This window comes from Pedococcus sp. P2_E2, assembly GCF_056403955.1.
Genome location: NZ_JBFUEM010000002.1, coordinates 26359 through 40194, shown reverse-complemented (window position 1 = coordinate 40194; position 13836 = coordinate 26359). Strand labels below are relative to the sequence as shown.

Below are 13836 nucleotides of genomic sequence, written 5' to 3'. Positions count from 1 at the left end.
CGGGTGCTCACCTCCCCAGGACGTGGTCCAGGTGTGCGTTGGCGAACAGGCGCTGCGGGTCCAGGCGGTCTCGCACCGCGAGGAAGTCACCGAACCGCGGATAGAGCTCCGCCAGCCGGTCGGCGTCGAGGGTGTGCAGCTTGCCCCAGTGGGGGCGACCGGCATGCTCGGCCACGATCGCCTCGAATGCGGCGAAGGCACCGTAGTCGTCCATCCGGTGGTACTGGTGGATCGCGAGGTAGGCGTTCTCCCGCTCGTAAGCGGTCGACAGCCAGATGTCGTCGGCGCCGATGAACCGGATCTCCAACGGAAAGGTCAGTGGCGCCCTGTGCTTCTCGAGCCAGTTGCGCACGGCCACAACGACATCCGCGACGGCGGCCCGGGGCACGGCATACTCGCTCTCCCTGAAGCGCACCGTACGCTCGGCGACGAAGACGCGCCACGAGTCGTCGGTGTACTCACGTGCGCCGAGCAGTCGCGCGCTCACCGCGTTGAGCCGCGGGACGATCCCCGGCCAGCGCCTCGCGCCGCGGTTGGTGAGCTCGAAGAGGCGGTTGGAGAGCAAGTCGTCGTCCAGGACCGCGCGCCACCGCGGCAGGGGGCTGCCAGGGTGGTCGTCGTCGATGCGGTCGTTGTGCTTGACGAGGACCCGGTCGGTCAACGGGAACCAGTGCATGTCGACGTGGTCGTGGCGCTCGACGTCCTCCTCGATGCGTTCCAGGACCTCGAACAGGTGGGCGCCGAACTCCTTGGCGTGCAAGCGAAAGGCCGGCACGCACTGGAGCTCCACCTCGGTGATCACCCCCAGGGCCCCCAGGCCCACCCGCGCAGCCTGGAACACCTCTGGCTCGACCTCGATCGAGCACTCCAGCAACGAACCGTCGGCCAGCGCCAGCACCAGCCCCGAGACCGCCGCGGCGATGCCCTGCAGTCGCAGGCCGGTGCCGTGCGTACCCGTCGAGATCGCCCCCGCGATCGACTGCCGGTCGATGTCGCCGAGGTTGGGGAGCGCCAGCCCGAGCGCCTGCAGCGCCGGGTTCAGGACGTGCAGAGGAGTCCCTGCGAGCACCCGGACCCGGCGGCGATCCCGGTCCACGTGGGTGATCCCGCTCAGCAGGTCGAGGCGCAGCTGGAGGCCGTCCGTGGCCGCAACGGCCGTGAACGAGTGCCCCGCCCCCACCGCCCTCACCGGTATGCCGCGTGCCTGCGCCCGCAGGATCGCCGCCGACACCTCGTCCGGACGTCGAGGGGTGGCAACCTCCGCCGGGTTGCTCGTCTGGTTGCCGGCCCAGTTGGTCCAGGCCGTCATCCGAAGTTCTTTCCCTCACCGCGGTAGGTCGGGACCGTCTCGACCAGCTGGTCCCCCCTCACCAGGTGGAGGGCGTCGAACCGCTCACACATCTCCCCTGCCTTGGCATACCGGAACCACACCCGGTCGCCCAGCTTGAGGCCACGAACTCCGTTGCCCTGCAAGGGGGTCTGCACCTCACCAACGCCCTCTGACCTGACCAGCTTGACGCCCCGACGGCCGAACGGCGAGGGCACCCGCGCCCACCCCGGCGGCCCCGACGCCACGTAGCCGCCGCCGAACGCCGTGACGAACCCCGCGCCGGGGTGTCGCACGACGGGGAGGGCAAAGGCCGCCGCGGGTCGCGGGGTGAAGTCGTCGTAGCCGTCGAACAAGGTCGGGCCGTACAACCCTGACCCGGCCGCGAGCTCGGTCACCGTAGGGTCCTGGCCCGTGATGTGCAGCGACCCGGTACCGCCACCGTTGACGAACTCGAGGTCCGCCACTTCGCGCACGGCAGCGACGACCTCGCCGCGGCGTTGGAGGAGGGACTCGGCCGAGCGCTTCTTCACGAGCCGCACGACAGGCGAGGAGTCGGGCAGCCCCGCGATCTGGGCGTCGTAGAACATCAGCCCCACCACCGAAAGGCCAGCAGCCGCAGCGGCTCGCGCCACGGCAACGGCGTCAGAGGGCTCCCGCAAGGGCGACCGCCGGACACCGAGGTGCACGCGCCCGACCCGGAGCGAGGCGTCGACGTCGAGGGCCACCCGCAGCCCGTGCGGCCGGTCGAGCCCGGCGAGGAAGTCCACGTGCTCGAGCGAGTCCGCGGTCACGGTGACCTGCGCAGCCTCCTGCTCGTCGGATGCCACCGCCGCGAGTGCAGCGCGGTCGACGCTGGGGTAGGCCACGAAGACGTCCTCGAAGCCTGCGGCGACCAGCCAGCGGGCTTCCGGCACGGCATACGCCATCACACCGGCGAAGCCGGGTTGCGCCAGCGCCCGGGACAAGAGGCTTCGACAACGCACCGACTTGGACGCCACGCGGATCGGCGTCCCCGCAGCACGCCGCACGAGGTCGGACGCGTTGGCGTCGAAGGCGTCGAGGTCGACGACGGCGAACGGAGGTTGCACGGCCGCGGTCGCCGCGTCCCACAGGAGGGTCACACACGCGACCCTATCGACGGCGTACCTCCTGTTCACCGAAAGTCACCGGACCTTCACCTGGGCGCCCCCGACAGTCGGCCGCGTGTTCCTAGGTTGGCCGGTGACCGCGCCTCCCGCGCGAGCCCGCGCCCAGTGCGCGACCCGAGACCCGGAGGAACCCTCAATGTCAGCAGTTTCGCCCGAGCGCAGCACCCTCCCCCTCCTGACTGTCCACCAGGGCGGCCGCAGCGCGATGACCTGCCACTTCAAGTGCGACGACGCGTGCAGCAAGCCCGTCCCGAACGAGACCCGCAACGGCTACTTCGGCGACCTCGTCGCGGCCGGAGCCTCTCGGCGAGCGGTCCTCAAGGGCAGCGGCGTGATCGCAGCGGTCGTCGGCCTCGGCACCCTGGCCGGAGTGCAGTCCGCCGCCGCCGCGCCCGCGTCGACTCCCCCGGCGCCGTCCACCGCCGGCGGCACCAAGTCCCCCTTCGGCTTCACGGCCATCGCGCCCCAGCCCGCGGGCACCGACAAGGTCGTCATCCCCGACGGCTTCGAGTGGTCGACGATCATCGCGTGGGGCGACCCGATCCTGGCCGATGCTCCCGACTTCGACTTCGAGCACCAGAGCGCGGCCGCGCAGGAGGGGCAGTTCGGCTACAACAACGACTACACGACGTTGGTTCGCGGCCGCGACGAGAACCACGCGACCCTGGTGTGCAACAACGAGTACACCAACGACGAGCTCATGTTCCGGGGCTACACCGGGTCTGCCTCCCTCACCCCCGAACAGATCCGCATCACCATGGCCGCGCACGGGATGTCGGTCGTCGAGCTGCGCCGCACGAACGCCACCGCACCGTGGAGCCACGTGAAGGGCGCCGCGGCGAACCGTCGCGTCACCGCCACCACGCCGTTCCACTTCGACGGCCCTGCTGCCGCCCACCGGCTCCTCCGGACCAGCAAGGACGTCTCCGGCACCAGGGTGCTCGGCACGTTCGGCAACTGCTCGGGGGGCCTCACCCCGTGGGGCACCGTGCTGTCCGGCGAGGAGAACTTCAACGGGTACTTCTCCGCGGCAGCTGCCCCGGCCGACCAGGCAGACGCCTACAAGCGCTACGGCCTCACGGGTTCCAAGGGGCGCGGCTGGGAGCGGGTGGACAGCCGTTTCGATGCGACCCAGGAACCCAATGAGGTCAACAGGTTTGGCTGGATCGTCGAGCTCGACCCGTCGGATCCCTCCTCGACCCCGGTCAAGCACACCGCGCTGGGCCGGCTCAAGCACGAGGGAGCCAACGTCACCGTCGCCCCCGACGGCCGCGTGGTCGCCTACCTCGGCGACGACGAGCGGTTCGACTACCTCTACAAGTTCGTCTCGCACGGCCGGTTCCGCCCGGGCAGCTCCCCCAAGGCACGGGCGCACAACCTGACGCTGCTGTCCTCGGGCGACCTCTACGTCGCGAAGTTCACCGGGGACGGTTTCGAGGACGGCATCAGCGACGGCTCCGGCCAGTGGCTGCCCCTGGTCGTCGACAACCAGAGCCAGGTCGCCGGGTTCACTGCCGAGGAGGTGCTCATCTGGACGCGGCTCGCCGCAGACAAGGTGGGCCCCACGAAGATGGACCGGCCCGAGGACGTCGAGCCCAACCTGGTCAACGGCCGCACGTATGTCGTCTGCACGAACAACACCAGCCGCCAGCCGAGCCAGATCGACGAGGCCAACCCGCGCGCCAACAACAAGCACGGCCACATCATCGAGATCACGCCGGCCCTGGGCGACGACACGACGACCACGTTCACCTGGAAGATCGTCCTCATCGCCGGTGACCCGAACGACCCGACGACCTACTTCAACGGCTACGACCGCTCCGAGGTCTCGCCGATCTCGTGCCCCGACAACGTCGCCTTCGACAATGACGGCAACATGTGGATCGCCACGGACGGCAACGCCCTCGGCGCCTGCGACGGCATGTACCTCTTCCCGCTGTCGGGGCCGCACCAGGGCCACCTGCAGCAGTTCCTGTCGGTGCCGGCCTACTCCGAGTGCTGCGGACCACTGGTCACCTGGGACCAGCAGACGGTGCTGGCCGCCATCCAGCACCCGGGTGAGACGACCGGCGCCTCACCCGCCGTGCCGCGCAGCCAGTTCCCCTACCTCGGCGGGGGCCAGCCCCGCCCGGCAGTCATCCAGATCCACCGCGCCTGACCACCTCGGCAAGGAGGTATGCCGCGGACTCAGGTCCGCGGCATACCTCAGCCGACGCGGGAGACGACGCTCGTCGCCAGGGCCCGCAGCGCCGCCTTGGCCTCGCTGTTGGGCAACGGGTCGAGGACGTCCTGGGCGGCTCTGGCCACGGCGGCGGTGTGTTCGCGGGCCTGCTCCATGGCCGGGTGCACGCGCAACAGCCCGAGCGCCTCGTCGAGCAGCGCCTGGTCGCGCAGCTCGGTCCGCACCAGCTCGCGGAGCCGGTCGTCCGCGGGGTCGGTCGAGGCGAGGGCATAGAGCACCGGAAGGGTCCGCTTGCCTTCGCGCAGGTCCGTGCCGGGGGTCTTGCCCAGGTCCTCGGCCTCCGACGAGACATCGATGAGGTCGTCGGCGAGCTGGAAGGCCATGCCGAGCCGTTCGCCGTACTCGCGCATGATCTCGACGGTCTGCTCGTCACACCCCGAGAACATCGCGCCGTAGCGCGCGGCCGTCGCGATCAGGACGCCGGTCTTGTCGGCCAGCACCCCGAGGTAGTAGTCGACGGGGTCCTGCCCGCTGGGGCTGGGGCGGTCGTCCCGGATCTGTCCGGCGCACAGGCGCACGAAGGTCTCGGCCTGGATCTTCACCGCGTCGGCGCCGAGGTCGGCGATGATCGACGACGCGGTGCCGAAGAGCATGTCGCCGACGAGGATCGCGGTGGAGTTGCCGTACTTCGCATTGGCGCTGGGGGCGCCACGACGGACCTCGGCCTCGTCCATGACGTCGTCGTGGCACAGCGAAGCGACGTGGGTCAGCTCCACCCCGGCCGCGGCGGCGACGACGTCCGCGTTGATGCCGGTCCCCAGCTCGGAGGCCAGCAGGGTCAGCAGCGGACGGAACCGCTTGCCCCCGGCCTCGATGAGGTGGGTGTTCGCCTCGGCGATGAAGTCGTCGTCGTGGTCGACCTCGCGGCGCAACAGCGCGTCGACCTCGTCGAGGCCGACCTGCAGGCGCGCTGAAAGGCGTTCCGACGTGCCGGGCAGGACGATGACGGGAGGAGTCGAGCTCGCCCGGCGAGGTTGTGTCATTTCACCAAGAACTGCGACGACCGCTCGGCGAGGTCGAGGGCCTGCGACGGGAGCACCCCGAGGGCGAGCGTCACGAGCGTCCCGATCGTGATCGCGATCGTGGTGAACGGCGAGGCCGTCTCGGCGACCACTGCCTCACCCGCCGGCGGGTCGGTGAAGTACATGAGCACGATCAGGCGGACGTAGACGAACGCCGTGATCACGCTGCACAGGACACCGATGATGACCAGGGCCAGCCCCGAACGCCCGCCGAAGCTGATCGCCGGCGAGAAGGCGGCATACTTCGCGGCGAAGCCGGAGGTCAGGGGGATCCCCGCGAACGCCAGCAGCAGGAAGGCGAAGACCCCGGCGACCACGGGGTGGTTGCGACCCAGACCCGCCCACTGCGAGAGGTGGGAGGCCTCGGAGCCGCCCTGGCGTACGAGGGACACCACGGCGAAACCGGCGATCGTCATGAAGCCGTAGGCGACGAGGTAGAACATCGTGCCCGAGACGCCGGTGCGGTCGAAGGACAGCACGGCGACGAGGATGAAGCCCGCGTGCGCGATGGAGGAGTAGGCGAGCAGCCGCTTGACGTCGGTCTGGGTGACCGACAGGACCGCGCCCACGACCATCGTCAGGGCGGCGACGGCGATGACTCCACCACGCCAGTCCCAGCGGTTGGCCTCGATGCCCACGTAGACGACGCGCAGGATCGCGCCGAAGGCGGCGACCTTGGTGCACGCCGCCATGAAGCCGGTCACCGGGGTTGGCGCACCCTGGTAGACGTCGGGGGTCCACGAGTGGAACGGCACCGCGCCTACCTTGAACAGCAGGCCGATCAGTACGAGAAGCACCCCGGGCAGCAGCAGGCCCTCGAGCGCTCCGTTGGCCGCGCTGACCGCGGTCGCGATGTCGGCGAGGTAGAGCGATCCGGCGTAGCCGTAGAGCAGTGCCGCACCGAAGAGGAAGAACGCGGAGCTGAAGGCGCCGAGCAGGAAGTACTTGAGCGAGGCCTCCTGGGACAGGAGCCGGCGACGACGGGCCAACCCGCACAGCAGGTAGAGCGGGAGGGACAGGACCTCGAGCGCGACGAACATCGTCAGGAGGTCGCCCGCGGAAGGGAACAGCAGCATGCCGACGACCGAGAACAGGGTCAGCGGGAAGACCTCGCTGGTCGCCAGCCCTGCGCGCAGTGCTGCTGCCTCGTGGGGCGACCCGGGGACGGCCGCACCCATGGGGGTGAACGCATCCGCACCCTGGCCGCCGAACTTCTCGGCCATCGTGAGGATGCCGAGGGCAGCCATCGCCAGGATCGCGCCCTGGAGGAACAGCGCGGGGCCGTCGATGATGACCGCCTGGGCCAGCGTGCCCCCGCGGTGGCTCGCCTGGGTCGACACCGCCACGAGGACGACGAAGGCCGCGACGAGCGTCACGAGGGCCAGGCTGACCTGGATCGCGTGCCGCAGCCGACGCGGGGCGAAGGCCTCGACGAGCACGCCGATCATGGCTCCCGCGACCACGATGAGCATCGGCGCGATGGCGCCGTAGTCGACGTCGGCAGCCTTGAAGGCGGACGTGAGCATCGGCGGGGACAGGACCGTCATGGCGGGCATTACTTCGTGCTCCCGTCAGCAGCGGAGGTGGGGTTCGGGTCGGTCACGCCGACGTGCTTCAACGTGGCGGTCACCGCCGGGTTGAGCATGTCGAGGGCGGGCTTGGGGTAGAACCCGAGCACCAGGAACGCCGCGATGAGTGGGGCCACGACGAGCTTCTCCCGCACCGTGATGTCGCGGACCGGCGCATCGAGCTCCGGCCGGGGACCGGTCATCATCCGCTTGTACATGAGCAGGATGTAGAGCGCCGCCAGCACGATGCCTGCCGTCGCGATGACCGCGGGGACCGGGTAACGCTGGAACGTCCCGACGAGCACCATGATCTCGGAGATGAACGAGCTCAGTCCGGGCAGGGCCAGGCCCGACAGGCCGGCCACCAGGAAGACACCGGCCAGTCCGGGCGTGATCCGTTGCCAGCCACCGAAGTCGGGGATCCGCTTGCTGCCCCGACGGGCGACCAGCATGGCTCCGATGAGGAACAGGGCGGCCGTCGAGAACCCGTGGTTCAGCATGTAGAGCGTGGAACCCGCCCCGCCGGTCTTCGTGAGGGCGAAGATGCCCAGGACGATGAAGCCGAAGTGGCTGATCGAGGTGTAGGCGATCAGTCGCATGATGTCGGTCTGGCCGATCGCCAGCAGCGCACCGTAGAGGATCGAGATGACCGCCAGCGTCAGCACCACCGGGGTCGCCCACTTGGACGCCTCAGGGAACAGCTGGAGGCAGAACCGGATCATCCCGTAGGTGCCGACCTTGTCGAGCACGCCGACGAGCAGCACTGCTGTCGCGGGGCGCGCCTCGGTGGCGGCGTCGGGCAGCCAGGTGTGAACGGGCCACATCGGAGCCTTGACGGCGAACGCGATGAAGAACGCCACGAACATCAGCCGCTCCGGCGTCGCACCCAGCGACAGGCCGGTGAGCTTGGACACGAGGAAGCCGTCGGACCCACCCGGGCCGTAGTGGTAGAGCGCGATGACGCCCACCAGCATGACCAGCCCACCCGCGAGCGAGAAGAGCAGGAACTTGACGGCGGCATACTGCCTGCGCGATCCCCCGAAGGAGCCGATCAGGAAGTACACCGGGATGAGCATCGCCTCGAAGAAGACGTAGAAGAGGAAGACGTCGGTGGCGGCGAAGACCCCGACCATGAACGTGGCCAGCACCAGCATCAGCGCGAAGTAGTTCTTCTCGCGCTTGCCGCCCTCGGGCACGTCGTGCCAGGCGGCCAGGATGCAGACGGGGGTCAGCACCAGGGCCATCAGGATCATGACGAGCGCGATGCCGTCGACGCCCAGCGCGTAGGACACCCCGAACTGCGGGATCCACTCGTGCTGCTCGGTGAGCTGGAACTGCGCGCCCGAACCGTTGTCGAACTGGAGCGCGGCGGCGATGCCGAACACCAGCGTGACCAGCGAGAAGCCCAGGGCGACGTGCTTGGCCCGGTCGGTCAGCCCGGCCGGGAGCCCGGCCACGACGGCAGCACCGATGAGCGGGATCAGCCCGATCACGGTCAGCCAGGGGAAGTTCGTCATCACTGGATCACCCACATGGCACCGAGGATCACGACGACGCCGGCGAGCATCGTCAGGGCGTACGAGCGTGCAAAGCCGTTCTGGAGGCGACGCAGGCGGCTGGACGTGCCACCGACGAGGGCGGCCAGACCACCGACCGCGCCGTCGACGCCGCGGTTGTCGGCGAAGACCAGCGCCCGGGTCAGGTGGACACCGGGTCGCATGAAGACTCCTTCGTTGACGTCGTCCTGGTAGAGGTCTCGGCGCGCGGCACGGGTGACGAGCGAGCCCGCGGGCTGGGCGTGCGGCACCTCGTCGCGCCAGTAGCGCATCCACGCGAGGGCGATGCCGCCGGCGACCAGCAGCAGGGTCAGCGTCATGAGCAGCCACACCGGCAGGACCGGCTCCTCCCCCTCGTGTGCCCCCACCACCGGCTCGAGCCAGGAGGTGAACGTCCCGCCGATCGACAGGACGAGGCCGAGCAGGGCCGAGCCCACCGCGAGCACGATCATCGGGACGGTCATGGTGAGGGGCGACTCGTGGGGGTGCACGTCGTCGGTCCAGCGCTTCTTGCCGTGGAAGGTCATGAAGAACAGGCGGGACATGTAGAAGGCCGTGATGCCGGCACCGATGAGAGCGGCACCGCCGAACACCCACGGCCGCCAGCCCTCGCCGACGAAGGCCGCCTCGATGATCTTGTCCTTGGACCAGAAGCCCGAGAACGGCGGCACCCCGAGGATCGCGAGCCAGCCGAGCCCGAAGGTCAGCCAGGTGATCTTCATCGCGCCGGACAGCCCACCGAAGCGGCGCATGTCGACCTGGTCGTTCATGCCGTGCATGACCGAGCCTGCGCCGAGGAACATGCCGGCCTTGAAGAAGCCGTGGGTCAGCAGGTGGAAGATCGCGAAGGCGTAGCCGACCGGGCCGAGGCCGGCGGCGAGCATCATGTAGCCGATCTGCGACATGGTCGAAGCAGCCAGTGCCTTCTTGATGTCGTCCTTGGCGCAACCGACGATGGCTCCGAAGATCAGCGTCACGGCACCCACGGCGACGACCGCCAGCTGGGCGTTGGGCGCGTTGTCGAAGATGAAGCTGCTGCGCACCACGAGGTAGACGCCGGCGGTGACCATGGTCGCCGCGTGGATCAGCGCGGACACCGGGGTCGGGCCGGCCATGGCGTCGCCGAGCCAGCTCTGCAGCGGGAACTGAGCCGACTTGCCGCAGGCACCGAGCAGCAGCAGCAGGCCGATGGCCGTGAGCACGCCCTCGCCCGCACCGCCCTTGGCGGCCTCCTGGACGCCCGCGAAGGTGACCGTGCCGAAGGCCGCGAACATGACCATGATCCCCACGGACAGGCCGAAGTCACCGACGCGGTTGACCACGAACGCCTTGTTGGCGGCGGTGGCGTAGGTCGGGTTGTGGTTCCAGAACCCGATGAGCAGGTAGGACGCCAGACCCACGCCTTCCCAGCCAACGTAGAGCAGCAGGTAGGAGTCGGCCAGCACCAGCAGCAGCATCGCGGCCACGAACAGGTTGAGGTAGGCGAAGAACCGGCGCTTGTCGGGGTCGTGATCCATGTAGCCGAGCGAGTACACGTGGATCAGCGACCCGACGAAGGTCACCAGCAGCACGAAGGTCACCGACAGCTGGTCGACGAGCATCCCTGCGTCCAGGTTGAACGACCCCGCCGGCACCCAGTTGAACAGGTGCAGGTGCGCGGCCCGCTCCTCGGCACCGCGACCGAGCATCGAGATCCAGACGACGAGGCCGACGACGAAGGCCGCCCACGACATCGCGACGGCGAACAGCGGCCCCCACTTGTCGGTGGCGCGGCCACCGAACAGCAGCACGGCAGCACCGAGCAGCGGAAGGGCTACCAAGAGCCAGGCGTATGCCGTGACGCCGGTGGCCGCTGTTGCGGCCCCATCAGCGGCGGCGAGGTGGGCGAGGGAGGTCACCTGGTGGCTCCTTCTACAGCTTCAGCAGGTTGGCGTCGTCGACCGAGGCCGACCGGCGGGCACGGAAGATGGCCATGATGATGGCCAGGCCCACGACGACCTCGGCAGCGGCGACCACCATGACGAACAGGGCGATCACCTGGCCGTCGAGGTTGCCGCGCATCCGGGAGAACGTCACGAACATCAGGTTGGTCGAGTTGAGCATCAGCTCGACACCCATGAACACGATGATGGCGTTGCGCCGCATGAGGACTGCCGCACCACCGATCGCGAACAGCAGGGTCGCGAGGTAGATGTAGTTGACGAGGTTCATCGCTGCGAGCCCTCCTCGATCTCGTGCTCCGTGTCGTGTTCGAACTCGATGTGGCGTGCAGGCGCGACGTTCTGCTCACGGGCGGTGAGCACCCGCGACACGGACAGCTCGCTCGGCGACCCGTCGGGCAGCAGCGCCGGGGTGTCGACCGCGTTGCTGCGGGCGTAGACACCCGGAGCAGGAAGGCCTGCGACGTTGCGGTTCTCGAGGACGCGGCGCTCGGACCACGCGCGCTGGCTGGGCTTGGTGCCGATGCGCTCGCGGTGGGCCAGCACCATGGCACCCAGGGCGGCCGTGATGAGCAGGGCCGACGTGATCTCGAACGTCCAGACGTACTTGCCGAAGATCAGGTCCGCGACGCCCGAGACGTTGCCCGTGCTGTCGTTGACGCCTGACAGGCCCTTCATCGGTCCGAACTCGGCCCGGCCGATGGCGGTGAAGAGCAGGCCGGCCAGTCCGAACGCGAGCAGGAGGCTCGCCCACTTCTGGCCCTTGAGGGTCTCGACGAGGGAGTCCGAGGAGTCGACACCGACGAGCATCAGCACGAAGAGGAACAGCATCATGACCGCGCCGGTGTAGACGAAGATCTGGATGATGCCGAGGAACTCCGCCTCCTCCGCGATGTAGAAGATGCCGAGGTTGATCATCACCAGAGCCATGCCGAGCGCGGCGTGGACGGCCTTCTTGGCAAAGATCAGGCCGAGTGCGCCGAGCACGCTGATCGGCGCGAGGACCCAGAACATGATCTGCTCACCGAGGCTGGTCATGCGGACTCACCACCCTCGGCGGCGTGTGCTGCCGCCCACTCCTCCTGGTCGGGCGTGGCGCGGGCCACCTTGCCCAGGTAGTAGTCGCGCTCCTCGAGGCCCTCGACCATCGGGTGCGGAGCCGGGAGCATGCCCTCGGAGAGCGGCGCGAGCAGCTGCTCCTTCGTGAAGATGAGGTCGGCACGGTTGTTGTCGGCCAGCTCGTAGAAGTTGGTCATCGTCAGCGCCCGGGTTGGGCAGGCCTCGATGCACAGCCCGCAGAAGATGCAGCGCAGGTAGTTGATCTGGTAGACGCGGCCGTAACGCTCACCGGGGGAGAACCGGCCGGAGCCGCCTTCGGAGTCGTCGTTCGAGGCGCCTTCGACGAGGATCGCGTCAGCCGGGCAGGCCCAGGCGCACAGCTCGCACCCGACGCACTTCTCGAGCCCGTCGGCGTGCCGGTTGAGCTGGTGACGTCCGTGGAACCGCGGCTGGGTCGGCCGCTTCTCCTCGGGGTACTCCTCGGTCTCCAGCTTGCGGAACATCGTGGCGAACGTGACGCCGAACCCGCCGACGGGAGCGAAGAGGTCCGCGAGGAACCCGGGCTTCTTCTGGTCGTCAGCCACGAGTGGCCTCCTCCTTGTCGGTGGCGCGCTCGCCGATCGCGAGCGACGGCTCCTTGAGCCGCTGCCCGGGCAGCGGGGGCACCGGGTAGCCGCCGGCGAAGGGGTCGATCTCCTCCGGCGGGGGCATGTTGCGGATGGCGTCCTGTTCGATCTTGCGGTTGTCGCGCAGCCAGGCGATGACCAGGACCGCCCCGGCGAGGATGACGACGAAGGCGATGCTGAGGACGGGGAACTCCCGGCCGCGGAAGGTGACGCTCGGCCCGTGGATGAAGCCGAGCTGGCTGGCCTTCATGAACGAAGCGACCACCACCCAGGTGAGCGTGACGGGGATGAGGAACTTCCAGCCGAACCGCATGAACTGGTCGTAGCGGACACGGGGCAGCGAGCCGCGCAGCCAGACGAAGAAGAACATGAAGAGCCAGAGCTTGATGACGAACCAGAGCAGGCCCCACCAGCCGTGGTTGAACATGCCGTCGTTGATGGCGGCGATGCCGGGAGGGGCCATCCAGCCCCCGAGGAACATCGTCGTGGCCAGGGCCGAGACGGTGAACATGTTGACGTACTCACCGAGGAAGAACATGGCGAACTTCAGCGACGAGTACTCGGTGTGGAAGCCACCGGTCAGCTCGCCCTCGCCCTCGGCGAGGTCGAACGGCAGACGGTTGGTCTCGCCGACCATGGTGACGACGTAGACCAGGAAGCTGGGCACCAGCGGCAGGATGTACCAGAGGCTCTTCTGGGCACCGACGATCTGCGAGGTCGACATCGACCCGCTGTAGAGGAAGACCGCGACGAGCGACAGGCCCATGGCGATCTCGTAGGAGATGACCTGGGCCGTGGAGCGCAGCCCACCGAGCAGCGGGTAGGTCGAGCCCGAGGACCAGCCGGCCAGCACGATGCCGTAGACCCCGACACCGGCCACCGCGAGCACCAGCAGCACGGCAACGGGGATGTCGGTCAGCTGCAACGGAGTCCGGTGACCGAACATCGAGACGGTCGGCCCCATGGGGATGATCGCGAACGACACGAAGGCCATCGCACCCGCGATGGCGGGGGCCAGCGCGAAGACGACCTTGTCGGCGTTCTTGGGCGTGAGGTCCTCCTTGAGGGCCAGCTTCACGCCGTCGGCGAGGGTCTGCAGCAGGCCGAACGGCCCGGTGCGGTTGGGGCCCGGACGCTGTTGCATCCGGCCGATCACGCGGCGCTCGAACCAGATGACGACGAGGGTGTTGACCAGCAGGAAGACGAAGACGAGCAGCGCCTTCACCAGGTGCAGCCACCACGGGGTGTCGCTGAAGTCCGCGCTCGGGTTGTCGGCGAAGGGCGCCGAGGCCCCGAGCCCGACCGCGAGGTGCGGTATGCCGGCGACGGCGTCCGCGGCATACGT

11 protein-coding genes are annotated in these 13836 nt (G+C 69.0%); 1 reads left to right on the top strand and 10 read right to left on the bottom strand.

Annotated features, from left to right (window positions below):
• Positions 1-7: 7 nt before the first annotated feature.
• Positions 8-1309 carry a D-arabinono-1,4-lactone oxidase gene (locus AC1DWR_RS05740; RefSeq protein WP_477623849.1) on the bottom strand — a complete coding sequence of 434 codons (1302 nt, stop codon included), beginning with the start codon at positions 1307-1309 and terminating at the stop codon, positions 8-10.
• On the bottom strand, positions 1306-2451 hold the full coding sequence (locus AC1DWR_RS05735; RefSeq protein WP_477623848.1) for an amino acid deaminase/aldolase: 1146 nt from the start codon (positions 2449-2451) through the stop codon (positions 1306-1308). The genes AC1DWR_RS05740 and AC1DWR_RS05735 overlap by 4 nt, the downstream gene beginning before the upstream one ends.
• Before the next feature lie 163 nt (positions 2452-2614).
• On the opposite strand from AC1DWR_RS05735, the gene AC1DWR_RS05730 reads away from it, so the two are divergent.
• Positions 2615-4636: a PhoX family protein gene (locus tag AC1DWR_RS05730; protein ID WP_477623847.1), complete on the top strand. Its 2022-nt coding sequence runs from the start codon at positions 2615-2617 to the stop codon at positions 4634-4636.
• Positions 4637-4683: 47 nt separating this feature from the next.
• Here AC1DWR_RS05730 and AC1DWR_RS05725 read toward each other — a convergent pair whose 3' ends face one another.
• The 8 genes from AC1DWR_RS05725 to nuoH are packed head-to-tail and all read right to left on the bottom strand — an operon-like array spanning position 4684 to position 13809.
• Positions 4684-5703, bottom strand: a complete 1020-nt coding sequence (locus tag AC1DWR_RS05725; RefSeq protein WP_477623846.1) for a polyprenyl synthetase family protein — start codon at positions 5701-5703, stop codon at positions 4684-4686.
• A complete protein-coding gene (gene nuoN / locus AC1DWR_RS05720) occupies positions 5700-7289 on the bottom strand; it encodes an NADH-quinone oxidoreductase subunit NuoN (protein ID WP_477623845.1) in 1590 nt (529 codons plus the stop codon). The genes AC1DWR_RS05725 and nuoN overlap by 4 nt, the downstream gene beginning before the upstream one ends.
• An 8-nt stretch (positions 7290-7297) precedes the next feature.
• Positions 7298-8827 carry an NADH-quinone oxidoreductase subunit M gene (locus AC1DWR_RS05715; RefSeq protein WP_477623844.1) on the bottom strand — a complete coding sequence of 510 codons (1530 nt, stop codon included), beginning with the start codon at positions 8825-8827 and terminating at the stop codon, positions 7298-7300.
• Positions 8827-10764 (bottom strand): NADH-quinone oxidoreductase subunit L, encoded by a 1938-nt coding sequence (gene nuoL, locus AC1DWR_RS05710; protein WP_477623843.1) that lies wholly within the window; start codon positions 10762-10764, stop codon positions 8827-8829. Before nuoL ends, AC1DWR_RS05715 begins: the two co-directional genes overlap by 1 nt.
• A 13-nt stretch (positions 10765-10777) precedes the next feature.
• Positions 10778-11077, bottom strand: coding sequence for an NADH-quinone oxidoreductase subunit NuoK (gene nuoK, locus AC1DWR_RS05705; RefSeq protein WP_140741957.1), 300 nt, complete (start codon positions 11075-11077; stop codon positions 10778-10780).
• A complete protein-coding gene (locus tag AC1DWR_RS05700; RefSeq protein ID WP_477623842.1) occupies positions 11074-11844 on the bottom strand; it encodes an NADH-quinone oxidoreductase subunit J in 771 nt (256 codons plus the stop codon). The genes nuoK and AC1DWR_RS05700 overlap by 4 nt, the downstream gene beginning before the upstream one ends.
• Positions 11841-12449 carry an NADH-quinone oxidoreductase subunit NuoI gene (gene nuoI, locus AC1DWR_RS05695; RefSeq protein ID WP_477613712.1) on the bottom strand — a complete coding sequence of 203 codons (609 nt, stop codon included), beginning with the start codon at positions 12447-12449 and terminating at the stop codon, positions 11841-11843. The genes AC1DWR_RS05700 and nuoI overlap by 4 nt, the downstream gene beginning before the upstream one ends.
• On the bottom strand, positions 12442-13809 hold the full coding sequence (nuoH, locus tag AC1DWR_RS05690; RefSeq protein ID WP_477613911.1) for an NADH-quinone oxidoreductase subunit NuoH: 1368 nt from the start codon (positions 13807-13809) through the stop codon (positions 12442-12444). Before nuoH ends, nuoI begins: the two co-directional genes overlap by 8 nt.
• Positions 13810-13836: the final 27 nt, after the last annotated feature.

Coding starts and splice junctions, on each gene's coding strand:
- nuoN (WP_477623845.1), bottom strand. CDS start 7,289: ATGACGGTCCTGTCCCCGCCGATGCTCACGTCCGCCTTCAAGGCTGCC.
- AC1DWR_RS05730 (WP_477623847.1), top strand. CDS start 2,615: ATGTCAGCAGTTTCGCCCGAGCGCAGCACCCTCCCCCTCCTGACTGTC.
- AC1DWR_RS05725 (WP_477623846.1), bottom strand. CDS start 5,703: ATGACACAACCTCGCCGGGCGAGCTCGACTCCTCCCGTCATCGTCCTG.
- AC1DWR_RS05715 (WP_477623844.1), bottom strand. CDS start 8,827: ATGACGAACTTCCCCTGGCTGACCGTGATCGGGCTGATCCCGCTCATC.
- AC1DWR_RS05740 (WP_477623849.1), bottom strand. CDS start 1,309: ATGACGGCCTGGACCAACTGGGCCGGCAACCAGACGAGCAACCCGGCG.
- AC1DWR_RS05700 (WP_477623842.1), bottom strand. CDS start 11,844: ATGACCAGCCTCGGTGAGCAGATCATGTTCTGGGTCCTCGCGCCGATC.
- nuoK (WP_140741957.1), bottom strand. CDS start 11,077: ATGAACCTCGTCAACTACATCTACCTCGCGACCCTGCTGTTCGCGATC.